General features: G+C 69.1%; 21 protein-coding genes. 2 read left to right on the top strand and 19 right to left on the bottom strand.

Features of this window, described 5'->3' with window-relative positions:
- Positions 1-24: 24 nt before the first annotated feature.
- Genes GBG68_RS14060 through surE form a run of 5 tightly spaced genes read right to left on the bottom strand, consistent with a single transcriptional unit; the run spans position 25 to position 4,690 of the window.
- The gene (locus tag GBG68_RS14060) at positions 25-2,025 is read right to left on the bottom strand and encodes a carboxypeptidase-like regulatory domain-containing protein (RefSeq protein WP_193222193.1); all 2,001 of its coding nucleotides are present in this window, start codon (positions 2,023-2,025) and stop codon (positions 25-27) included.
- Positions 1,982-2,737 (bottom strand): peptidoglycan DD-metalloendopeptidase family protein, encoded by a 756-nt coding sequence (locus tag GBG68_RS02950; RefSeq protein ID WP_152144936.1) that lies wholly within the window; start codon positions 2,735-2,737, stop codon positions 1,982-1,984. Before GBG68_RS02950 ends, GBG68_RS14060 begins: the two co-directional genes overlap by 44 nt.
- Entirely contained in the window at positions 2,689-3,285 is a 597-nt protein-coding gene (locus GBG68_RS02945) for a YqaA family protein (RefSeq protein ID WP_193222192.1), read from the bottom strand. The genes GBG68_RS02950 and GBG68_RS02945 overlap by 49 nt, the downstream gene beginning before the upstream one ends.
- Positions 3,282-3,941 carry a protein-L-isoaspartate(D-aspartate) O-methyltransferase gene (locus GBG68_RS02940; RefSeq protein ID WP_152144986.1) on the bottom strand — a complete coding sequence of 220 codons (660 nt, stop codon included), beginning with the start codon at positions 3,939-3,941 and terminating at the stop codon, positions 3,282-3,284. Before GBG68_RS02940 ends, GBG68_RS02945 begins: the two co-directional genes overlap by 4 nt.
- Positions 3,941-4,690: a 5'/3'-nucleotidase SurE gene (gene surE / locus GBG68_RS02935; RefSeq protein WP_152144934.1), complete on the bottom strand. Its 750-nt coding sequence runs from the start codon at positions 4,688-4,690 to the stop codon at positions 3,941-3,943. Before surE ends, GBG68_RS02940 begins: the two co-directional genes overlap by 1 nt.
- Before the next feature lie 85 nt (positions 4,691-4,775).
- Here surE and GBG68_RS02930 point away from each other — a divergent pair, with 85 nt between their 5' ends.
- Positions 4,776-5,333 carry a Smr/MutS family protein gene (locus tag GBG68_RS02930; protein ID WP_152144932.1) on the top strand — a complete coding sequence of 186 codons (558 nt, stop codon included), beginning with the start codon at positions 4,776-4,778 and terminating at the stop codon, positions 5,331-5,333.
- 114 nt (positions 5,334-5,447) lie between these two features.
- Here the strand turns inward: GBG68_RS02930 and truD are convergent, their stop codons facing one another.
- The 11 genes from truD to GBG68_RS02875 form a co-directional block, all read right to left on the bottom strand.
- Positions 5,448-6,488, bottom strand: coding sequence for a tRNA pseudouridine(13) synthase TruD (gene truD, locus GBG68_RS02925; protein WP_226801569.1), 1,041 nt, complete (start codon positions 6,486-6,488; stop codon positions 5,448-5,450).
- Positions 6,485-6,958 carry a 2-C-methyl-D-erythritol 2,4-cyclodiphosphate synthase gene (ispF, locus tag GBG68_RS02920; RefSeq protein ID WP_152144930.1) on the bottom strand — a complete coding sequence of 158 codons (474 nt, stop codon included), beginning with the start codon at positions 6,956-6,958 and terminating at the stop codon, positions 6,485-6,487. The genes truD and ispF overlap by 4 nt, the downstream gene beginning before the upstream one ends.
- Entirely contained in the window at positions 6,936-7,661 is a 726-nt protein-coding gene (gene ispD, locus GBG68_RS02915; protein WP_152144928.1) for a 2-C-methyl-D-erythritol 4-phosphate cytidylyltransferase, read from the bottom strand. Before ispD ends, ispF begins: the two co-directional genes overlap by 23 nt.
- The gene (ftsB, locus tag GBG68_RS02910; protein WP_152144926.1) at positions 7,658-7,930 is read right to left on the bottom strand and encodes a cell division protein FtsB; all 273 of its coding nucleotides are present in this window, start codon (positions 7,928-7,930) and stop codon (positions 7,658-7,660) included. Before ftsB ends, ispD begins: the two co-directional genes overlap by 4 nt.
- A 16-nt stretch (positions 7,931-7,946) precedes the next feature.
- Entirely contained in the window at positions 7,947-9,236 is a 1,290-nt protein-coding gene (gene eno, locus GBG68_RS02905) for a phosphopyruvate hydratase (protein WP_152144924.1), read from the bottom strand.
- A 92-nt stretch (positions 9,237-9,328) separates the two neighbouring features.
- On the bottom strand, positions 9,329-10,162 hold the full coding sequence (gene kdsA / locus GBG68_RS02900) for a 3-deoxy-8-phosphooctulonate synthase (protein WP_152144922.1): 834 nt from the start codon (positions 10,160-10,162) through the stop codon (positions 9,329-9,331).
- 23 nt (positions 10,163-10,185) lie between these two features.
- Positions 10,186-11,808 (bottom strand): CTP synthase, encoded by a 1,623-nt coding sequence (locus tag GBG68_RS02895; protein ID WP_152144920.1) that lies wholly within the window; start codon positions 11,806-11,808, stop codon positions 10,186-10,188.
- Positions 11,809-11,998: 190 nt separating this feature from the next.
- Positions 11,999-13,405, bottom strand: coding sequence for an efflux transporter outer membrane subunit (locus tag GBG68_RS02890; RefSeq protein ID WP_152144917.1), 1,407 nt, complete (start codon positions 13,403-13,405; stop codon positions 11,999-12,001).
- Complete coding sequence (locus GBG68_RS02885; protein WP_152144915.1) at positions 13,398-16,532, bottom strand: efflux RND transporter permease subunit; 3,135 nt, start codon at positions 16,530-16,532, stop codon at positions 13,398-13,400. The genes GBG68_RS02890 and GBG68_RS02885 overlap by 8 nt, the downstream gene beginning before the upstream one ends.
- 3 nt (positions 16,533-16,535) lie before the next feature.
- On the bottom strand, positions 16,536-17,705 hold the full coding sequence (locus GBG68_RS02880) for an efflux RND transporter periplasmic adaptor subunit (RefSeq protein WP_152144913.1): 1,170 nt from the start codon (positions 17,703-17,705) through the stop codon (positions 16,536-16,538).
- A gap of 36 nt (positions 17,706-17,741) precedes the next feature.
- Positions 17,742-18,356: a TetR/AcrR family transcriptional regulator gene (locus GBG68_RS02875; protein ID WP_152144910.1), complete on the bottom strand. Its 615-nt coding sequence runs from the start codon at positions 18,354-18,356 to the stop codon at positions 17,742-17,744.
- Between the two features lie 115 nt (positions 18,357-18,471).
- Here GBG68_RS02875 and GBG68_RS02870 point away from each other — a divergent pair, with 115 nt between their 5' ends.
- Entirely contained in the window at positions 18,472-19,350 is an 879-nt protein-coding gene (locus GBG68_RS02870; RefSeq protein ID WP_152144908.1) for a phospholipase A, read from the top strand.
- Here the strand turns inward: GBG68_RS02870 and tilS are convergent.
- The 3 genes from tilS to GBG68_RS02855 form a co-directional block, all read right to left on the bottom strand.
- On the bottom strand, positions 19,347-20,693 hold the full coding sequence (tilS, locus tag GBG68_RS02865) for a tRNA lysidine(34) synthetase TilS (protein ID WP_226801567.1): 1,347 nt from the start codon (positions 20,691-20,693) through the stop codon (positions 19,347-19,349). The genes GBG68_RS02870 and tilS overlap by 4 nt on opposite strands.
- A 13-nt stretch (positions 20,694-20,706) precedes the next feature.
- The gene (accA, locus tag GBG68_RS02860) at positions 20,707-21,666 is read right to left on the bottom strand and encodes an acetyl-CoA carboxylase carboxyl transferase subunit alpha (protein ID WP_152144906.1); all 960 of its coding nucleotides are present in this window, start codon (positions 21,664-21,666) and stop codon (positions 20,707-20,709) included.
- A gap of 124 nt (positions 21,667-21,790) precedes the next feature.
- Entirely contained in the window at positions 21,791-22,576 is a 786-nt protein-coding gene (locus GBG68_RS02855; protein ID WP_152144904.1) for a class I SAM-dependent methyltransferase, read from the bottom strand.
- Positions 22,577-23,054: the final 478 nt, after the last annotated feature.

Genomic DNA, 23,054 nt, shown 5'->3' with positions numbered 1-23,054 from the left:
CGATTTCGCTTCGCTGCATCGCGGCTACTGGGCGGGGCCCTGGCCGGGGGCTTCGCAGCCGTCTTCGCACTCCTGCGGGCGGGGCACGCACTGGGTGCCGCTGAGGGAGCTGTAACCGGGGCCGCCGCCGTAGCCGCCGCCATAACCGCCGGTCCAGCCACCGGTCCAGCCACCGCTACCTCCACCACCACCTCCACTGCAGGTGCCGTAGCTGCGGTAGAAGCAGTAGCCCGCATTCCCGGTGGTGGTGGTGTCGTTGGCGCAGGTGTAGCCGTAATTGGCGCTACCGCAGCGTTCATAGGTGTAGCACCCGCCGCCGCTGGCATCGCCGTCGGGCTCGAAGGGCTGCAGCATTACCAGGCGGTAAGGCACCACGATGCTCGCCTTGGCGGGGAGTGAATCCGGCAGGCCGTCCATGAGCTCGAAGCGGTAGTACTGATCGTCCGAGGGCATGGCGACTTCCAGGTTGTCCGCGCGGATCAAACCGTGGTTGGTCAGGCGGATCTCGCCCTGGAACACATCGCCCGCGGCCATTTCCGGCAGGTTGATGCTGGCGGGCTCGGCGACGACCACCGCGGCCGGCACGTCGGTCTCGAAGGTGGCGTGCAGGGTGATCTCGTAGCGGTCTTCGATGGTGATTTCCTTCACCGACCACTGCACGGTCACCAGGCTGTAAGGCAGGAAGGCCTCTTCGGTGACGGTGATGCCCGGCTTCACCCGCAGCCGTCCGACCACTTCCTCGTGGTTGTCGGCGGTGACGCGGTAGCGGTAGCTGCCGGCCGGCAGGTCCTGGAACAGGGCCTCGCCCGCCGCATCCGACACCAGGGTCTGCTCGACGCTGATCACGTTCTCGTTCTGCACGCGGATGCGCGCGCCCTCCACGCCCTGGATGAGCTCGCCGTTGGAATCCAGGGTGGCGGTGTAGATATCCGAGAGCTTGAACAGGGCGTTGCCGATGCCGTCCTGCACCACCGAGACGTAGACGTTCACGTCCCGCGTCGGATGGTTGGCCGAGGCCACCCGCAACTTCAAGCGGTGAATGTCCTCCGCGGCTCTGCCCGCGGTGGGGGCGGCGGCGATCTGCACCTGGGTGGTGTCGCCCACCGCGAGATTGCCCGCGGCGGACGGGGTGATCAGGTACACCCAGTTCGGGGCCGGTGAGCCGTCGGCGTCGAGCAGGCTCAGCTGCACGTCCTGCAAATCGGCCAGGCCCTTGTTGGACAGCGTTACGGTCTCGATCACGCTGTCGCCGAAGGCCACGCCGGTTTCCACGTAGCTCGGGCTGTACTGCAGGGTCGGCACGGCCTGGGAGAGGCGGTAGTCGACCTCGAGTGTACCCAGCACCTTGGCGCCGCTTTCCTTGCTCAGCAGGTTGAGGCTGAAAGTGCCGGTCTCGGGGGCGGTCTCGGCACCCGTGACGGTGAGCGTGACCGTCTTGGTCTGGCCGGCGTTGATGCTGATCGGCTCCGGTACATCCAGGGTGATGCCCGCCGGGGTCGTGCCTTGCAGCGCCAGGCGCAGCTTGCTCGCCTGGGTGCCGCTGCCGGCGGTGAGCTTCACCGGGATGCTCAGGGGCTGGTCATAGGCCAGGTTCAGCCCGGCGCTGGTGGGGCTCATGAGTACGCGGCTGACCACGAACCGGCCGTGCTCGGGCCGGTCGACCACGTCCGGGTGCACCAGGGAGACGGTGTACACGCCGGCCTCGCCGGACAGCGGCGTGAAGGCGTACTCGAAATCCCCGGCGGCGTCGGCGAAGACCTCGAAGCTGCGCTCGAAGCCGCCCTTGTCCAGTACCACCTTGACCGGCACATTGGGCAGCTTGCCGCCACTGGCCCGGTCCACGGCGTGGCCCTGGATCAGCACGTCCTGATCGCCGAAGGAGCTGGCCGGGGTGATGGCATCCAGCCCGGCGTAGTAGCTGGTCTCGACGATGGGTACGCGCTGGCTGCCAGGTGCGTTTCTGGCGCCTTCGCCGCCAACCCTATCGCCCCGGCAAATACCGCAGCGGATCCACCGGCTTGCCATCCACCCGCAGCTCGAAATGCAACGTAGGCTGGCGATCCGACCCCGCCCCCATCTCGGCGATCCGCTGCCCACGCGACACCGATTCCCCCTCCTGCACCAGAATACGCCGGTTGTAGCCATAGGCCGTGAGATAGCGGCTGTCATGCTTGATGATCACCAGATTGCCGTAGCCGCGCAGGCCGTTGCCGCTATAGACCACCCGCCCGGGGGCGGCGGCCTCGATGGCCTGCCCCAGCCGCCCGCGGATCTCTATGCCCTGCTTGCCGTTGGCATTGCGGGAAAAGCCGCGCACCACCTTGCCCTCGGTGGGCCAGCGCCACTTCTGAGCGGTGGACGCGGGGCGCGACGGCGCGGGGGTTCGGCTCTTGGGGGCGGGTTTCGGGGAGCGCGCCACGGGGGGCTTCGACGCACGCTTGGTGCTGGCCGGGCGCAAGCGGATCTTCTGACCGGGATAGATGCGGTATGGCGCACCGATGCGGTTCCAGGCGGCGACCCGGCGGTAATCCAGGCCGTGTCGGAACGAGATGGAATACAGGGTGTCGCCCCGGCGCACCTGGTAGATGCCGCTGGCCGGTATGCTCTGCTCGCCGCGGGTGTAGACCGGTGCGCGGTGGTTGCTCGCGCAGCCACTGAGCAGCAGCGCCGCCCCCAGCAGGAGCAGCGCTAGCGCAGCAACAAGACGCCCGCGGCCAATAGCGCTACCGTCAACCATCCGATCCGTTCAATGTATGTCCTCAGCCAGGGCTCCAGCCGCGGCCCGCCCCAGGCGATCAAGCCCGCCACCAGGTAGAAGCGCGCCCCCCGCCCCAGCAGCGAACCCAGCACGAAGGGCAGTACCCCAAGGCCCAGCGTCCCCGCCGCGATGGTGAACAGCTTGTAGGGTATCGGCGAGAAACCCGCCACGAGTATGACCCAAAAGCCCCAGTGCAGAAACCAGCCGCGGACCTGCAGGTAGGCCTCCCACCAACCAAGGCTGTGCAGCCAGGGCTCGATGATGTCCAGGGCGAAATAGCCGATCAGATAACCCAGCAGGCCGCCCAGCACCGAGGTGGCGGTGGTCAGGGCGGCCAGGCGCCAGGCGTGACTGGGGCGCGCCATGACCATGGGGGCGAGCATCACGTCCGGCGGAATGGGGAAGAAGGAGGATTCGGCGAAACTCAGCCCGCCCAGATACCAGGGCGCGTGGCGATGCCCCGCCCAGCGCAGCACCATAAGATACAAGCGCCCGAACAGGCCTGGCGCGGCGGCGGCTTCGCTCATTGGGTACCTCCCAGCATGGGCACGAAGGTCACGTCTTCCAGGTGTTCGCGCTGCAGGCCGTCCGGCCCCTTGCGATAGACCACCAGCGCCTGGCGGGCATCGCCTTCCGGGGCGACCAGCCGACCGCCGGGGGCCAGTTGTTCGAGCAGCGCCGGGGGCACGCGGGAGGGGGCGGCGGTGAGCAGGATGGCGTCGAAGGGGGCGCCGGCCGGCCAGCCCTGGAAGCCGTCGCCGTGGCGCAGCCGCGCGTTGTAGAGCTTCAGTTCCTGCAGCAGCCGGCGGGCGCGGTCGTGGAGCAGCCGGATACGCTCGATGGAATACACCTGGGGCACCAGTTGGGCGAGGATCGCGGCCTGATAGCCGGAGCCCGTGCCCACCTCCAGCACCTTGTCCGGTACGCCTTCCGCCAGCAGGGTCTCGGTCATGCGCGCGACGATATAGGGCTGCGAGAGCGTCTGGCCGTGGCCGATGGGCAGGGAGCTGTCTTCGTAGGCGCGGCTCGCCAGCGCCTCGTCCAGGAAAAGGTGCCGGGGCGTGGCGCGAATCGCCTCCAGCACCCGTTCATCGCCCACGCCCCGCTCGCGCAGCCGGTCCACCAGTCGGCGCCGGGTGCGCTCCGAAGTCATGCCGATGCCCTGAAAACGTCGTGTATCCATCATAGCCCCGTCACCCAGCCGGCCACCTGCTCCAGCGCCTGGTAGCGGGTGAGATCCACCTGCAGCGGTGTCACCGACACGAAGCCGCGCTCCACCGCGTTGAAATCCGTGCCCGGCCCGGCGTCCTGGGCGTCGCCCGGCGGGCCGATCCAGTAAATGACCCGGCCTCGCGGGTCCTCGGCGCGAATCATGCCCTCGGCACGGTGGCGCTGCCCCAGTCGGGTGGCCTCGAAACCGGCGAGCCGCTCCCAGGGCAGGTCCGGCACATTGACGTTGAGGATGGTATCGGAGGGCAAGGGATCGGCTTCCAGGCGCTGGACCAGTGTGACGGCCACCTGGGCGGCGGTTTCATAGTGGCGCAGCTCCGGCCCCACCAGGGAAACCGCGATGGCGGGCAGGCCCAGGCTGCGCCCTTCCATAGCGGCGGCCACGGTGCCGCTGTAGAGCACGTCGTCGCCCATGTTGGCGCCGGCATTGATGCCCGAGACCACCATGTCCGGCTCCTGCTCCAGGAAGCCGGTGATGGCCAGATGCACGCAGTCCGTGGGGGTGCCCTGCACCCGGTAGCGACGCTCGCCCACGGCCTCGGCGCGCAGCGGGTATTCCAGGGTGAGGGAGTTGCTCGCACCGCTGCGGTCGCGCTCCGGCGCGACCAGGGTGACCTCGGCCACCGCGCCCAGCGCCGTGGCCAGCGCCCGTATGCCCGGCGCCCGATAGCCATCGTCGTTACTGACCAGGATTCGTCGCATTACCCGTTCCGGCCTGCCTTGCACGAAAGAATGAAAGTATACAGATGTTGTTCAGCCGCGCCTGTGGGCGGCTATACTCGGCCCCATGCGCGACCATGACGACCAGGATCTGGACATCGACCGGGTGCAATTCCGCAGCGCCATGGCCGATGTGCGCCCGCTGGGCCCGGTCGCCGAACCGGTGCGCCCGCCGCCGCCTCGCCCCGTCCCCCTGCAGCGCATCGCCGATGACAAGGCCGTGCTCGCCGAGCTGCTGGACGGCCCCGACCCCGAGGGGCTGGAGAGCGGCGAGGAGCTCGCCTACGCCCGGGACGGCCTGCAACGCCGGGTATGGCGCAAGCTGCGCCGGGGCCAGTACCGGCTCGATGCCGAGCTGGACCTCCACGGCCTGACCGTGCCGCTGGCCCGGGAAGCCCTGCGGGAGTTCTTCGGCGAGTGCCGGCAGCGCGATCTCGGCTGCGTGCGGGTCATCCACGGCAAGGGCCGGCGTTCGGACAACCGCGGCCCGGTGCTCAAGGGCAAGGTGGACCACTGGCTGCGCCAACTGGACTGCGTGCTGGCCTTCTGCTCCGCGCAACCCCGCGATGGCGGCAGCGGCGCGGTCTATGTGCTGCTGCGCCGGCCAAAAGCCTCTTCCGTGTAGGAGCGGCTCCTGGCCGCGAATCTTCCGTGAAAGGCATTCGCGGCCAGGAGCCGCTCCCACAATGCCGTGGTTTTCGTCGAGCCGTTGTTTCGTCGGGCGCAGAAGCCGGTGGTTTTACGCCGGCTCCGGTTTTTCCTCGTAAGCCGCGCACAGCTCCCGCACCACGGCGGTGGCGTAGGCGCCGGCGGGCAGGCTGAAATCCAGTTGCAGCTGATCCGGCGCGGGAAAATGCCAGCGCAGACCGCCAACGCGCAACCGCAGGGCACGCCGCGCGCCGTCCAGCCCGGCGCGCACCAGGCCGGCGATCAGTTCGGCCTCGTCGGCCAGCACTTGCTGCTCCAGCTCACCGGCCGCCCCCACGGGCTCCAGGCCGCCCTTGCCCGGCAGCGGACCGGTGGGGTGGATGTCCATCAGCGCCATGCGCCGCGCCAGCGCCGTATCCCCCGGCTCTCCGGAAAAGCAGGCGCTGCGCCCGTCGAGCATCATCACATCGCCCTCCAGGGGGCGATCCCAGCTCCGCTGCGCCAGCCGCGCGGCCAGCACCCGGTTGAAGAGCTCGGAGCGGGCGGCGGAATAGAGTATGCCGCGCAAGTTCCGGTTGCGGGTGCGGAATTCCCCGGCCAGGAGCGCGCGGGCCCGGCTGACGTTGTCGCCGGAGCGCCCGAAGCGCTGCTCCCCGAAATAGTTGGGCACCCCGAGCCGGGCGATCAAGCCCAGGCGCGCCGAGAGCGGCGCGGCCGCGGACTCCACCGCGCGCAGGCGCAGGCTGAAGCGATTGCCGCTCAGCGCACCGCGGCGCAGCTTGCGATCGTGCCGCGCGGCCTGGAGGATCTCCACGCCCTCGTCGAGCGCCGGCAGCGCGGCTTCGGTGCCGGGCAGATGCACCGAGAACCACTGCTCGGTGACCGCCCAGCGGTCCTTCAAGCCCGCGTAGCTCACCGCCTGACGCCCCACGCCGAAGCGCTGCGCCAGCAACCCGGCCACGGCGTCGGTGTTCCAGCCGCGCTTGCGGACCCGCAGCATCAGGTGCTCGCCCGCCCCCGTGGGACTGAAGGGCAGCTCTTCGAAGACGCGAAAATCCTCGGGGCTTGCCCGCAGCAAGGCCCGCCCCAGGGGCTCGCCGTGGGCGTAGGGCAGCGGCCGCAATGCGCTCATCGGGCCTCCAGCAGCACCACCGCCAACGCGGCGATGCCTTCGCCCCGGCCGGTGAAGCCCATGTGTTCGGTGGTGGTGGCCTTGAGGTTGACCGCGCCTTGCGCCAGGCGCAGGTCGGCGGCGATGTGCGCGCGCATGGCGGGCACATGAGGGGCCAGGCGCGGCTGCTGGGCGATGACCGTGGCGTCCACGTTCACCAGCCGCCAGCCCGCCGCCGCGGCCTTCTCCACCGCGTCACGCAATAACAGGCGGCTGTCTATGCCGGCGAAAGCCTGATCGGTATCCGGAAAATGCTTGCCCAGATCCCCCAGCCCCGCGGCGCCCAGCACCGCGTCGGTGATGGCGTGCAGCAGCACATCACCGTCGGAATGGGCTTCCAGGCCCTGGTCGTGGGGGATCTCCACGCCGCCCAGCACCAACCGGGTGCCCGGCGCGAAGCGATGAGCGTCAAAGCCCTGCCCGATCCGCATCGGCGGCCTCCCCGCGGTATTCGAGAATGGCGGCGGCCAGGTCCAGGTCCGCCGGGCGGGTGATCTTGAGATTCGTGGCGCGCCCCTCCACCAGCCGCGGCTGGTAGCCGGCCCGCTCCATGGCGGAGGCCTCGTCGGTGACCAGGGCTTCGGCGGTCATGGCCGCCTCCAGGGCCTGGAGCAGGCGGCACAGGGGAAAGAGCTGGGGGGTGAGCGCGTGCCACACGCCCTCGCGCTGCACGGTCTGGGCCACGTGGCCACCCCGGTCGGCGCGTTTGAGGGTGTCGCGCACCGGCACGGCGAGCAGCGCGCCGTGCTCGGAGCTCAGGCCCTGATCCAGCAGGGCGTCGAGTTCGGCCAGATCCAGGCAGGGACGCACGGCGTCATGCACCAGCACCCAGTCCTCGCCGGCGCCCCGCTGGGCTAGAAAGCGCAGGGCGTTGAGCACCGAATGGGCCCGTTCGGCGCCGCCCCGCACCCGGTGCACGGGCTTGTCGTGCCCGTACGCCAGGGCTTCCCAATGGGTGTCCTCGGCGGCCAGGGCCAGCACCGCGCCATGTACCCGGGGGTGCTCCAGCAGTGCATCCAGCGACCAGTGGATCACCGGCCGGTCACGCAGGTTCAGATACTGCTTGGGGATGGCGGCACCCATGCGCCGACCGATGCCGGCGGCGGGCAGCACGGCCCAGATGCGTGTGCTCATTCCTCCACCACCTGGTAGAACACCTCACCGTCGCGAATCATGCCCAGCTCCCCGCGCGCGCGCTCTTCCACGGCTTCCAGTCCGCTCTTCAGATCCTTCACCTCGGCCTCCAGGGTGACGTTGCGCTGGCGCAGTTCGGTGTTCTCGGCGCGCTGCGTCGCCACGGCCTCTTCCAGCCGCCACAGCTCGATCAGCCCGCCCTCGCCGAACCACAGGGCGTACTGCAGGAGCAGCAGGATCACCGCCAGCCCCGCAGTCACCCAGCGCATGCCCGCGCCGCCCCGCTCAGAAGCTCTTCAGGTTGGGGAAGGCGTCGCGTCCGGCATAGCCCGCCTGCTCGCCCAGCTCCTGCTCGATGCGCAGCAACTGGTTGTACTTGGCGATGCGGTCGGAGCGCGAGGCGGAGCCGGTCTTGATCTGGGTGGCGGTGGTGGCCACGGCCAGATCGGCGATGGTGTAATCCTCGGTCTCGCCGGAGCGGTGGGAGACCACGGCGGAGTAGCCCGCCTCGTCGGCCAGGCGGATGGCGTTCAGGGTCTCGGTGAGGGTGCCGATCTGGTTGACCTTGATGAGGATGGAGTTGGCGGTGCCCGTATCGATGCCCTGCTGGAGGATGGCGGTGTTGGTGACGAACAGATCGTCGCCCACCAGCTGCACCTTCTCGCCCAGGCGCTCGGTGAGCAGCTTCCAGCCTTCCCAGTCGTCCTCGGCCATGCCGTCCTCGATGGAGACGATGGGGTAACGATCCACCAGCCCGGCCAGGAAGTCGACGAAGCCGGCGGCGTCGAAGGACTTGCCCTCGCTCTCCAGCACGTACTTGCCGTCCTTGTAGAACTCGGAGCTGGCCACATCCAGCGCCAGGTACACGTCCCCGCCCAGGGTGTAGCCGGCCTCGGCCACGGCGTCGCGGATCACTTCCAGGGCCGCCTCGTTGGAGGGCAGGTCCGGGGCGAAGCCGCCCTCGTCGCCCACGGCGGTGTTCAGCCCCTGGCGCTTCAACACGTTCTTCAGGGCATGGAAGATCTCGGTGCCGCAGCGCAGGGCTTCGCTGAAGCGGTCGAAGCCGATGGGCATGACCATGAACTCCTGGATATCCACGGAGTTGTCGGCATGGGCACCGCCGTTGAGGATGTTCATCATGGGCACCGGCAGCACCCAGGGGCCCTGCGGGTTCAGATGCCGGTACAGGGACACGCCGGCCTGCTTCGCGGCGGCCTGGGCGGCGGCCAGGGACACGGCCAGCAGCGCGTTGGCGCCCAGCCGGCCCTTGTTGTCGGTGCCGTCCAGCTCGATCATTTTCGCGTCGATGGCGGCCAGATCGTCCACATCCATGCCGGTGAGCGCCTCACGGATCACCGTGTTGACGTTCTCCACGGCCTGGCGCACGCCCTTGCCCAGGTAGCGGCTCTTGTCGCCGTCGCGCAGCTCCACGGCCTCGCGCGCCCCGGTGGAAGCGCCGGAGGGCACGGCGGCCCGGCCCATGACACCGTTGTCCAGGGTGACGTCGGCTTCCACCGTGGGGTTGCCGCGGGAGTCGAGCACTTCGCGTGCCAGGATGTCCTTGATCGTCGCCATCGAGTAGGTACCTTTCTTGAACGTGCGTAGGCCGGGGGCTCGACCCTGAACCCCCTGATCGGGTTTTATTGTGTGCGGGGACTTCCCGCCTTTTAAAGCTCGGCTTCGAGGAAACCGGCGCGCTTCACGGCTTCGTCCAGCTCCTTCAGCGTGCCGAGCAGCGCTTCCATCTTGCCCAGCGGCCAGGCGTTGGGGCCGTCGGAGAGCGCCTTGTCCGGGTCCGGGTGGGTTTCCATGAACAGCCCCGACACCCCGGCCGCCACGGCAGCGCGGGCCAGCACCGGCACGAACTCCCGCTGCCCGCCCGAGGCGCTGCCCTGCCCGCCCGGCAACTGCACCGAGTGGGTGGCATCGAACACCACCGGGGCGTGGCTTTCACGCATCACGGCCAGCGCGCGCATGTCGGAGACCAGATTGTTGTAGCCGAAGGACACGCCCCGCTCGCAGACCATGATCTGCTCGTTGCCCACGGCCCGCGCCTTCTCCACCACGTGCTTCATGTCCCAGGGCGCGAGGAACTGGCCCTTCTTGATGTTCACCGGCCGCCCCTGGCGGGCGACATTCTGGATGTAGTTGGTCTGCCGACACAGAAAGGCCGGGGTCTGCAGCACGTCCACCACCGAGGCCACCTCGGCCAGCGGCGTGTCCTCGTGCACATCGGTGAGCACCGGCACGCCGATCCGCTCACGCACGGCCTCGAGGATGCGCAGCCCCTCGTCCATGCCCGGGCCGCGGAAGCTGGCATGGGAGGAGCGGTTGGCCTTGTCGAAGGAGGATTTGTAGATGAACGGAATGCCCAGGCGCTCACAGAGTTCCTTGAGCGTGCCGGCGGTATCCATCGCCAGCTGCTCGGACTCGATCACGCAGGGACCGGCGATGAGGAAGAAGGGCTGATCCAGGCCCACCTGAAAGTCGCATAGCTGCATAGTGCTCGCCCCTCGCGGCGGTGTCAGCCAGCGTGCCGCTTGCTGGCGGCGCGCACGAAGCTGGTGAACAGCGGATGGCCGTCTCGCGGCGTGGAGGTGAACTCCGGGTGGAACTGACAGGCCAGGAACCAGGGATGCTCCGCCAGCTCCACCACCTCGGCCAGGGAGCCGTCCCCGGACCAGGCGGAGATCCGCAGACCCGCCTTCTCCAGCGCCTCGCGGTAACGGTTGTTGAACTCGTAACGGTGGCGGTGGCGCTCGTCGATCACGTCCTTGTGGTAGACGTCATGGATCAGGCTGCCGGGCATGAGCCGGCACTGCTGGCTGCCCAGGCGCATGGTGCCGCCGAGATCCGAATCCTGGCTGCGCTGCTCGAGGATGCCTTCCTCGGTCATCCACTCGGTGATCAGGGCGATCACCGGATGCTCCGGGTGCTTGGCGAACTCGGTGCTGTGGGCGCCATGCAGGCCCGCCACGTTGCGGGCGTATTCGATCACCGCCACCTGCATGCCGAGACAAATGCCCAGATACGGCACCTTGTTCTCGCGGGCATAGCGGGCGGCGGCGATCTTGCCCTCCACACCCCGCTCGCCGAAGCCGCCGGGCACCAGGATGGCGTCCACATCGGCCAGCAGCTCCGTGCCCTGGCGCTCGATCTCTTCCGAGTCGATGTAGCGGATATTCACCTTGCGCCGGGTCTGGATGCCGGCGTGGCGCAGGGATTCGTTGAGCGACATGTAGGCATCGGCCAGGTTGACGTACTTGCCCACCATGGCGATGGTGACTTCCCCTTCCGGGTGTTCCACGGCATCCACCACCGCGTCCCAGTCGGCGAGGTTCACCGCCGGCAGCTCCAGGCCCAGCTTGTCGGCGACGATGGTGTCCAGGCCTTCCTCGTGCAGGGCACGGGGCACCTTGTAGATGGAATCCACGTCCAGCACCGACATGACCGCCGCCGGCTCGACGTTGGTGAACAGGGCGATCTTGCGCCGTTCTTCTTCCGGCACCGGCTGGGTGGCGCGACAGAGCAGGATATCGGGCTGTATGCCGATGGAGCGCAGCTCTTTCACCGAGTGCTGGGTGGGCTTGGTCTTCATCTCGCCCGCCGCGCCCATGAAGGGCACCAGGGTCAGGTGCACGTAAAGGCAGCGGCCCCGCTTCTCGGTGCCCATCTGGCGGATGGCCTCCAGGAAGGGCAGGGATTCGATATCCCCCACGGTGCCGCCGATCTCCACCAGCGCCACGTCGGCGTCCCCCGCGCCCTGCTCGATGCAGCGCTGGATCTCGTCGGTGATGTGGGGGATGACCTGCACCGTGCCGCCCAGGTACTCGCCTCGGCGCTCCTTGCGGATGACGTTCTCGTAGATCCGGCCGGTGGTGTAGTTGTTGCGCCGACTGACGGTGCTGCGCACGAAGCGCTCGTAGTGACCCAGATCCAGGTCGGTCTCGGCGCCATCGTCGGTGACGTAGACCTCGCCGTGCTGGAACGGGCTCATGGTGCCCGGGTCCACGTTGATGTAGGGGTCCATCTTGATCATGGACACCCGCAGCCCGCGGGCTTGCAGAATGCTGCCCAGCGAGGCGGCGGCGATGCCTTTCCCCAGGGAGGACACCACACCGCCGGTAATGAAGATAAATCGCGTCATAGACTTAGGGCGCTCGTCGAGGTGAAACGCGCCCGCGCGCTCACCGCCCCGAAACAAGGACGAGCAGCGCGACGATGGCCCGTCCACGGACGGGTTCGGGGGGCGACGTTGGACGGGCGAAAAGCCTATCAGAACGCCCCCCCGCAGACAACGCGGCCAGGCCCGCCCGGGCAGCCGCCGCCGCCCGGCCTCAGCCCTGCTCGGACCAGCCCCCGCCCAGCGCCTTGAACAGCGTCGCGGTGGCGTTGAGCCGGTCGCGCCGCGCCTCGCTCAGGGCGAGCCGGGCATCCAGCAGGGCTCGCTCGGCATCCAGCAGCTCGATGAAGCCGATCAGGCCTTCCTCGTAGCGGATCTGCGCCAGCTCCCGGGCCTGGCGGATGGCCTCCAGCTGGCGTTCCACCGCCTGGATGCGCTCGGCGGCGGTGTCGTAGATCACCAGCGCATCGCGCACCTCGCGGAAGGCCGCGCTCACCGCGATGCGGTACTGGGTCTCGGCCTGCTCGGCCAGCGCCTCGGCGGTGTCCACCCGGGCGCGGCTGCGACCGAAGTCGAACAGCGGGCCGAACAGCGACGCACTCAGCCCCCAGGTGCGGGCCGGGCCGGTGAACAGGTCGCCGCTGGCGGCGGCGGCCGAACCCAGCAGCCCCGCCAGATTGAGGCTCGGCAGGCGTGCGGCCTGGGCCGCGCCGATGCCCGCATTGGCGGCGATCAGACCGGCTTCCGCCGAGCGGATATCCGGGCGGCGCGCCAGCAGTGCCGAGGGCAGGATCTGCGGCACGCCGCCGGGCAGCTCCAGATCGGCGAGCGTGCCCTCGCCAAAGCCCGGGTCGTGCAACAGCTCCCCGGGGCTCATGCCCACCAGGATGGCCAGGGCACTCTCCAGGGTAAGCACCTGCTGGCGCAGCAGCGGCACCCGGGAGCGGGTGGCCTCCAGCTCGGCGGCGGTCTGGCGGAAGGCGAGCGCATCGCTCTCCCCCGCCTCGTAGCGAAGCCGTTCCAGCGCCAGGCTGCGCTCGCGCGATTCAAGCGTGCGCCGGGCAATGGCCAGCCGCTCCTGGGCGCCGCGCAGATTCACGTAAGCGGTGACCACATCGGCGATCACCCCCAGGCGCACCGCATCGCGGCTGAACACGGAGGCGTCCAGCAGCGCCTCGGCGGCCTCCCGCTCCCGCGCCAGCCGGCCCCAGAAATCCAGCTCGTAGGAGAGCGCGCCGCTCACCGCCCAGGCTTCGCCAACCCCGCCCTGCCCGGTGCCGAGGGCCGTGGAACGGCGCTCCCGGGCCACATCGGCCTGCAAGCCCAGGCTGGGCAGGCGATTGGCCTCGGCCAGCCCCAACCGGGCGCGGGATTCCTCGATGCGCTGCACCTGCAGGCGGATGCTCAGATTGTCGTCCAGGGCTCGGCGCACCAGGCGGTCGAGCCGCGGGTCGCCGAAACGCTGCCACCACTGCACCCAGCCCTGGCGCGCCTCGGCATCCAGCAGCACGTGCGCCGGCCACTGCTCGGGCAGCTCCAGTTGCGGGCGGCGATAATCGGGGCCCACCGCGCAGCCGGCAGTGAAGACCACCGCGGCGATGATCAGGCCAAGCTTACGCATCGGCGGCTTCTCCCTTGCGACGACGGTTCTGCAGCCAGGTGCTCAGATCCTCGAACAATGTGTAGAACAGCGGCACGAACACCAGGGCCAGGGTGCTGGCCGCCACCATGCCGCCCACGGCCACGGTGCCGATCTCCTGGCGGCTGGCGGCCCCCGCGCCGCTGGCGAACATCAGCGGCAGGGTGCCGATGATGAAGGTGGCGGCGGTCATGACGATGGCCCGGAAGCGCTGCCGGGCGGCGGCCAGCGCCGACTCGATGGCGCTCATGCCCTCGCGGCGGTTCTGGGCGGCGAATTCCACGATCAGGATGGCGTTCTTCGCCGCCAGCCCGATCAGCACCAGCAGCCCCACCTGGAAGTAGATGTCGTTGGGGTAGCCCCGCAGCAGGGCCAGCAGCGCCGCCCCCAACACCCCGAAGGGCACGGCGGAGGCCACCGCCAGCGGCAGGGTCAGGCGCTCGTACTGGGCGGCGAGGATCAGGAACACCATCAGCAGGCCCAGGCCGAAGGCCGCGGTGCCGGCCCCGGAGGCCGCCTCCAGCTGATAGGCCTCGCCGATCCAGCCCAGCGTCGTGTCCAGCTCGGATTGCAGCCCGGCAGCGACCTTTTCCAGCGCGGCCTTGGCCTGGCCGGTGGTGTAGCCCGGGGCGGGGTCGGCCAGCAGCCGCGCCGACTGGTACAGGTTGAAGCGGTTGACGATGTCCGCCCCACTGCCCCGCTCCAGGCTCACCAGGGAGCTCACGGGGACCATCTCGCCGCCGCCCGAACGCACGAAGACCTGGCGCAGATCATCGGGCTGGGCGCGGAATTCGGGCAGGGCCTGCATGCTCACCTGCCACAGCCGCCCCTGATAGGTGAAGTCATTCACGTACAGCGCGCCGAAGGTGCTCTGCAGGGCCTCGAAGATGCTGTTGATGGGCACATCCAGGGCCTTGGCCTTCTCCCGGTCCACCTGGGCGCGATAGCGGGGAATGCCGGTATCCAGGGTGCTGCGCACGTTCACCAGCTCGGGGCGCTCGGCGGCGCGCCGCACCACCTGCCCGGCCAGGGCCTCCACCTCGCGGGGTGTCGCATCACCGCGCACCTGCAGATAACCCTCCACGCCGCCAGTGAGCGACAAGCCCTGGATGGGCGGCGGCGTGAAGGCGAACACATTCGCTTCCAGCAGGCCCGCGCCCACGCCCATGACCTTGCCCACCACGGACTGGGCGTCCTGCCCCGGGCCTTCACGCTCGGACCAGTCGGTGAGGTTCAGAAAGCCCACCAGCGCGTTGCTGCGCAGGGACGAGGCGATGATGTCGAAGCCGGCGAAGGCGGTGAACTGCTCGGTTTCCTCCAGCTCCAGCAGGCGCCGGGCGAGTTCGTCACGCACCGCCTCGGCGCGGCTCAGGGACGAGACCGGCGGCAGCTGCCCCACCACCAGGGCCACACCCTGGTCTTCCTGGGGCACCAGCCCCGAGGGCAGGCGGTCGAGCAGGAACACGGCGCTCCCACAGAACAGCGCGAACAACACCACCCCCACGAAACGGTGGCGCAGCAACAGCCCCACGGTCGCGACGAAGCCGCGGGTGATCGCATCGAAAGCGCGGTTGAACAGCCGGAACGGGGCGCTGGCCTCTTGGCTGCCCTTGCCCAGCAACAGCGCGCACATGGCCGGCGTGAGGGTCAGCGCCACCACGCCCGAGACCACCACCGAGACCGCGATGGTCACGGCGAACTGCCGATAGAGCTCGCCGCTCAAACCGCCCAGGAACGCCACCGGGGCGAACACCGCCACCAGCACCAGGGTGGAGGACACCACCGCGCCGGCCACCTGTTGCATGGTGCGCACGGCGGCCTCGCGGGCCTTCATGCCCTGCTCGGCGATCAGCCGCTCCACGTTCTCCATGACGATGATGGCATTGTCCACCACGATGCCGATGGCCAGCACCAGCCCGAACAGGGTGAGCAGGTTCACCGAGAAGCCCAGCGCCTGCATGCCGGCGAAGGTGCCGATCAGGGAGACCGGAATCGCCGCCACGGGGATGAGCGTCGCCCGCCAGTGCTGCAGGAACAGGAAGGTCACCAGCACCACCAGCGCCACGGCCAGCAGCAGGGTGACGATGACCTCGTTGATGGAGATGCGCACGAACTCGGTGGTGTCGTAGGCGACGGTGTATTCCAGCCCTTCGGGGAAGCGCTCGCTCAGCTCGGCCAGCGTCTGGCGCACCGCCTCGCCGGTGTCCAGCGCATTGGCCCCGGGCTGCAGGTAGACCCCCATGGGCACGGCGGACTCGCCGTTGTAGGTGGCGGAGAACTCGTAGCTCTGCGCCCCCAGGGACACCTCGGCCACGTCCCCCAGGCGCAGCGTGCCGCCTTCCGGGTCCGAGCGCAGAATCACCTGCGCGAATTCCTTCGGCGTGGCCAACTGGCCGTCGGTGGTGATGGTGTAGGTGAAGGCCTGGTCTTCCGCCGCGGGCTCGGCGCCGATGCGCCCGGCGGCGAACTGGGCGTTCTGCTCGCGCAGCGCGGCGGCCACATCGGCCGGGGTCAGCTGGTACTGGGCGAGCCTGTCCGGGCGCAGCCATACGCGCATGGCGTAGTCCTGGGCGCCGAACAGGCGCGCATCGCCCACGCCGGGCAGGCGCACCAGCTCGTCGAGCACATTGAGCAGCGCGTAGTTGCTGATGTAGAGCGAATCGTGCCGCCCGCCCGGGGAGCTCAACACCGGCACCATGAGGATGCTGGTGGAGCGGGCCTCCACCCGCACGCCCTGCTCGCGCACGCGCTGGGGCAGGCGCGGCATGGCGGCCTGCACCCGGTTGTTGACGTTGATCGCCGCCTGGTCCGGGTCGGTGCCCAGCTCGAAGGACACGCTGAGCTGCAGGAAGCCCGAATCGGTGCTGGTGGACTCCATGAAGATCATGTCGTCCACGCCGTTGATCTCCTGCTCCAGGGGCGCGGCCACGGATTCGGCCAGCACCGTGGAACTGGCCCCGGGGTAGCCGGCCTGCACCACGATCTGGGGCGGCACCACATTGGGGTACTGCTCCACGGGCAGGGTACGCAGGGCCGCGAGCCCGGCGATGATGATGATGATGGAGATAACCGAGGAGAATATCGGCCGGTCGATGAAAAAGCGCAGCATGACCTAGCGCTCCCCTTCGTCGGCGGCGGTTCGCGGGCGCACCGTAGCGCCGTCGCTGAGAGCCACCTGGCCGTTGACCACCAGCCGATCGCCCGCCTGCAGCCCGGCCAGGATGACCTGCCCGTCTCCCACCTGGGGGCCCAGCCGCACGGTGCGGGCTTCCACCGTATCGTCCTGCGCCATCACGAAGACCCGCGGGCCTTCGGCGCTCTCCCCCACCGCTTCCGGGGCGATGACGAAGACGTCTTCCAGGGTCTGCAGCACCAGACGCACGCGCACGAACTGCCCCGGCACCAGCGCGCCGTCCGGGTTATCGAACACGGCCCGGGCCGAGACCGTGCCGGTGCGCGGGTCCACGGAGCTGGCGGTGAAGTCCACCGTGCCCGCGCGCTCGTACCACTGGCCATCGGCGAGGCGCACCCGGGCCGGGTAGCTGTGCTCCCCCGCGCCGGCGCTCATGGCCCGGCGGGCCAGGCGCTGCACGGCGGCATCGTTCTCGGGCAGGGCGAAGCGCACATGGGCCGGGTCGTGCTGGGTGACGGTGGTGAGCAGCGCGCCCTGCTGCAGCAGGCTGCCCTCGGGCACGGTCTCCAGCCCCGTGGTGCCGCTCACCGGCGCCTGCACTTCGGTGTAGGAGAGGTTACGCCGGGCATCGGCCACCGCCGCTTCCGCCATGGCGAGGCGCGCCTTGGCGAGCTTCAGCTGGGTCTCGGCCTGGTCCCGCTCCCGGCGACTGACGGCGTTGCGCTCGTACAGCCCGGAGAGCCGGCCCCATTCCCGCTGGGCCTGCTCCAGCTCGGCGGCGGCGTTGTCCTGCTCGGCCCGGGCCGCGCGCAGGGCGATCTCGAAGGGTTCGGCGTCGATACGGAACAGGGGCTCGCCCCGGGCCACCCGGGCCCCCTCGTCATAGAGCCGCTCCAGCAGCACGCCCTGCACCCGGGCACGCACCTCCACCTCCCGGGAGCCACGCACCCGGCCGGCATACGCCTGGGTCACCGGCACGTCCCGCGGCTGCACCTCGGCCACCACCACCTGGGGCGGCGGCGGCGCCGAGCGGCCGCTTCCGGCATTGGGCTCACCACCGCAGGCGCTCAGCGCCAACACGGCCAGAGCGAGCAGGGAGAGCGGCCGCAGACACGCGGCCATAGGGCGATCGGCAGTGAACGGTTTCATCGACAGCGGGCTCCGGTTGGTTGAGGGTTCGGCCCATCAGGACCGTTCTGCACGGCCCATCAGGCCGTACATCATCAAGTTGTGGATTACTTCCGCACGCTGGCGCAGGGGCGGCTTGCCCAAGCCCCCTTCGCTGAGAATCACCCCGTAGAGCATGCCGCCCAGCAACTGCTGCGCGGTGTCCGGGTCGACCCCGCGCAGCAGCCCGAGCACCCGCAGCTGCTCGAACACGTCGCGCCATTCATGGCGATGGGCCTCGGCGTGGATGAAATACAAGGGCATGGGCTGGTCGCGGAACTCGGCGCGCTCCTGAATGAACAGTTCCGCCGCTTCCGGTTGGGCATCGAAGAAGGCGAAATACGCGCGCATGGCCGCTTTCAGTTTCGCGGGAGCATCGGCAACACCCTCCGCGGCCGCCTGCACCTGCTCGCGCAGGCCGTCCAGGCAGCTGCGCAGCGCCGCAAGGAAAAGCGCTTCCTTGGTGGCGAAGTAGCGGTAGACCGTGCCCTTGCCCACCCCGGCGCGGTCGGCGATCTGCTGCACGTCCACCGCGCGATAGCCCTGCTCGGCGAATACCGTCACCGCGGCGGCGAGAATCTCCCGCTCCCGCTCGACGGCGGGCTTGCGCACGACCTTCGGTTTGACTTCCATGGACTGAACACCGTTACGGACTGACTAGTCCGTCCGCATAGTGTACACACTTGACCACGAGGTCAAGCCGCTCAACCATGGGCGCCGCAACACTGAGCAGAATGAGTGCCCGCCCATGAAACGCCCACTGACCCTCGCCAGCCTGCTGCTCGCCTGCCAGCTCGCCGCGGCCCGGCAACCCGCCCCGGTGGAACCGCCTACCGGCATGACCGGCAACCCCGCCGAGCAGGAGCGCCCGCCGCGCACCGTGCGCGCCCAGGTGGCCGCTGACCGGGAGCCGGCGCTGACCGTCAACGAGCCCATGTACTTCGTGGTCGGCGGCAAGGACGGCGACCCGGATACCACGGCGCGTTTTCAGCTGAGCCTCAAGTACCGCATCTTCGACCGGGAGGGGGATCTGGCCCGACGCCTGCCCTTCCTGCGGGGGCTGCACTTCGGTTACACCCAGACCTCGCTGTGGAACCTGAGCGCGGACAGCGCCCCCTTCGACGATACCAGCTATCGCCCCAGCTTCTTCTGGGAATGGGGCGATATGGTCGAAACCGGGCGTTTCGGGGGCTTCGTGCGTTTCGGTTACGAGCACGAGTCCAACGGCCAGGGCGGGGCGGAGTCGCGCAGCATCGACACCCTCTTCGTCATGCCCGCCTTCTCCATGGACCTGTTCGACCGGGAGCTGCTGTTCACGCCGAAGCTCTACACCTACGTCGCCAAGGGCGAGTACAACGAGGACATCGAGGACTACCGCGGCTACGCGGACCTGATCCTGCGCTACGGCAATGATGACAGCTGGGTGGTGCAGGCCCTGTACCGCCAGGGCACGGAAGGCCACCGCAGCGGCCAGATCGACCTCTCCATTCCGCTGCGCCGGCGGATCTTCGCCCGCACCGGGGCCTATGTGTACTTCCAGGCCTTCAAGGGCTACGGCGAGAGTCTGGCCGCCTACAATCAGGAATCGGAGCTGGGGGCGCGTATCGGCATCGCCTTCGTGCGCTAGGCCGGCTCCCAGCGCAAGCTCAGGCCGCCCTCCCCCGGGGCGGCCTGGGCGCCGTCGGCGAGCCACAGATCGGCCACGGCGATCAACTCGCCGTCGGCGAAGAGCAGCGGCAGGCGCTCGCGCTCCCAGGGCGGCAAGCCCCGCTCATGCAGCAGACCTTTCAAGGCACTGTGATGATCGCGCCCGGGCAGCCGGATGCGCTCCCCGCCCCGACGAAAGCGCCAGACCAGCCGGCACCCCCGCACAGCGGCCGGCGACAGGCCCGCGCCCAGCCCCGGCCCTGGCCCCGACGTTGGCCCTGGCCCGGTCGTGACCGACAGGCGGCCAATCCCCGGCCACACCAGTGCGGACTCTCCGTCCCAGGCCCACTCCTGCGTCGGCACCGGCGCCAAGGCAGGCGGCAGCAGATAGAGCCGCCCACGGAAGCGGCGCAGGCTCCCATCCGCCCAGCACAGTGTCGGCGCTGCATCCCCCCGCGCGCCGAGCAAATCCACCAACCCCTGCGCCAGGCGTCGTCGCGGTGGCGGGCGCAGGCCCTTTTCACGCAGCCAGTGACGCAGGGCATTGCGGCGCCGGGCATCGCTCAGCGCCGCGAGGCGCGCCACGCTCAGCCGGCTCCCCTCCCAGTCCGACGCCAGGTCCTGTTCGGCGAGCTCCGCCAGTAGCCCGGAGGCCTCCTCGGCCTGCGCCGCGACCACGCCAAAGCGCGCCGCGGCCCCCGGCCAGCGCGCGCGGAGCCGGGGCCAGACCGTGGCACGCAGGTAATTCCGGTCCAGCCCCTGATCGGCGTTGCTGGGGTCTTCCAGCCAGCGCAACCCCGCCGCCTCGGCATAGGCGCGCAGACCAGCCCGGGAGAAGCCCAGCAACGGGCGCAGCAGCCGACCCGCGCCGCAGGCGCGCGCCGCCGGGATGCCCGCCAGCCCCTCCACCCCGCTACCGCGCAACAGGTGCAGCAACAGGGTCTCGGCCTGATCTTCGGCATGATGGGCGGTGAGCAGCGCCTCGCCGGCGCCGAGCAGCTCTTCGAACACGGCGTGGCGGGCCTCCCGGGCCGCCGCCTCCAGACCTTCGCCGTCCGGGGCCACCGCCACCCGACGCACCTCACAGCTCACCCCCAGGGCCTCGGCGGTGACCCGGCAGTGTTCCGCCCAGGCGGCGGAATCCGGGTGCAGGCCGTGGTCCACATGAACGGCGCGCACGAAAAAGCCCTGGCCGTTCAAGCCGGCCAGGGCATGCAAAAGTACATGGGAATCCAGCCCACCACTGTAGGCCACCCAGCAGTGGCGCGGCGCACCAAGCGCCCGCAGGCGCTCTTGCAGCGCATGGATGCGCAAAGCGGCCAAGGTCGGCCCGTACCTACTGCTCGCGGAAATTGCCCAAGTGCATCAGGCGATCGTAGCGTGCCTGTAACATGCGCGCTTCATCCAGGGCTTCCACCTCCGCCAGACGGCGAACGAGCGCGGCCTTGATCGACTCGGCCGTCTGCTCCAGGTCGCGATGGGCGCCACCCAGGGGCTCCGGAATCACCTCATCCACCAGACCCAATTCATGCAGGCGCGGGGCGGCGATGCCCATGGCCTCGGCGGCGTCGGCAGCCTTTTCGGCGCTCTTCCAGAGGATGGAGGCACAGCCCTCGGGGCTGATCACCGAATAGGTACTGTAATTGAGCATCAGCACCCGATCGCCCACGCCCACGGCCAGCGCCCCGCCGGAGCCGCCCTCGCCAACCACGGTGCAGACGATGGGGGTGCGCAGGCGCGACATCACCAGCAGGTTGCGGGCGATGGCCTCGCTCTGGCCCCGCTCCTCGGCGCCCACGCCGGGGTAGGCGCCGGGGGTGTCGATGAAGGTGAAGATGGGCATGCGAAAGCGCTCGGCGGTCTCCATCAGGCGCAGGGCCTTGCGGTAGCCTTCGGGGCGCGGCATGCCGAAATTGCGGCGGATCTTTTCTTTGGTATCGCGGCCCTTCTGGTGGCCGATGACCATCACCGGGCGGCCGTCCAGACGGGCGATGCCGCCGACGATGGCCGGGTCGTCGGCATAGGCGCGATCACCGTGCAGCTCCTCGAACTCGCTGAAGATGCGGGGGATGTAGTCCAGCGGATAGGGGCGCTGGGGGTGGCGCGCCAGCTGGGAAATCTGCCAGGGGCTCAGGTTGGAGAAGATCTGCTCGGTGAGGGTGCGGCTCTTGGCCTGCAGCTTGCTGATCTCTTCGCTGATATTCAGCGAATTATCATCACCGACATAGCGCAGCTCGTCGATCTTCGCTTCCAGTTCCGCGATCGGCCGTTCAAATTCCAGAAAATTCAGGTTCATGGCTTGTTCTGCTATATCCGCATTGGCGCGCCCGGGCGCCTACACTAGCGGCAGAGCGGGCGACAGGCAAGGGAGGCGGGCACAAGAAATGTGCCACGCCAAGCCGCCGGGCGCGATGGCTCATTCATTGCGGGCGCTCGGCCAGGGCGGCGGGAATCTCGCTGACCGCGGTAACGGACGCCAGTTGGCCGTCGGCAAAATGCAGCGAGAAGCACTCCAGCGGCGCGGCGTCATCGGCCAGCAACAGCAGCTTCAGCCGATCGCCCCGCAGCTGTGCGCTTTCCACCCGTGCCGGGCGCTCGTCGAACCAGGCGCGGGCGGTGATCTGCTGGTAATTCTGCTCCAGCTCGATACGGCACTGCCGGCCATCGGCACTGCGCCATTCCCAGCGGCCGGCCACCTGGGCGGGCACGATCCATTTGAAAAGATTGGTGCCCCGAAACCGCCGCCGCTCATCGGCCTTCCAGTCGCCCATGTCGAAGGCATGGGAGACGATGCGGGTGCCCGGTCGCAGCGTGCTCAACAGGCGCGGGCGCAGATCCACATTCACCGAATCGAGCAGGTACAGCGTGACCACGCTGGCCTCGCTGATATCCGCGCTGAAGATATCGGCTTCGACGAAATCGACCAGGTATTCCACCCCCGAGTCGCCGGCATACTCCATGGCATCGGCGATTCTCAGCGGGTCGAGCTCGATGCCGACGCCGTGAGCCCCGCGATCCCGTGCCGCGGCAACCACGATGCGCCCGTCACCGGAGCCCAGATCATAGAGCAGGTCTCTCGCACCCACTTCGGCCAGGGCCAGCATCTCCTCGACCAGATCCTCATCGGTGGGCACGTAAGGCACATCCAGGTAAAGGTGTGGCTGCGCGGAGTAATCATCCAGATCGTCGATCAGGTCTCTAAACAATATCGCTACCCAATAGTTCGCAGCGCCTCGTCAGGGAAGCGCTGATTACATGGACCGTTTCCGAGCCGGATCGCCCTGAGCCGGGACCGGCACATCGGAAAAGGAGGAAAGGTGTCATGACGCACGGCCTTGGGCGTTAGCCCAGCCGCTGGCCGTGCGGCTGGCACCCCGGCGCACTGCCGATGCAAGAATTCCATTATACCATGAATTTCAAGCAGTAAGAGGAACAAGAGGCCCCGCCGGTTGGCGGGCCTGGGGGAGGCCTTTCTCTTCTAGAGAGATAGTTCCAGCCGCCGCGAAGCGCTACCAAGCGTCTGAATCCAGCGGGGCATCCAGGTCGCTTTCCTTTTTATTCGGAAAGAAGACTTTCCGCTCCTCCATGCCGGACAAGAGCGTTCCATGAAGCCCTTTGACAGGGGCTTCGCCACCCGCCACCCCCACACCCGACCGACGAGTTCCGTAGCAAAAGCGTCACCTA

The sequence above is a fragment of the Alkalilimnicola sp. S0819 genome (genome assembly GCF_009295635.1).
Lineage (GTDB): Bacteria > Pseudomonadota > Gammaproteobacteria > Nitrococcales > WHIW01 > S0819.
Note: the sequence above shows the minus strand (reverse complement) of the source record. Positions and strands in the feature narration are given on the sequence as shown.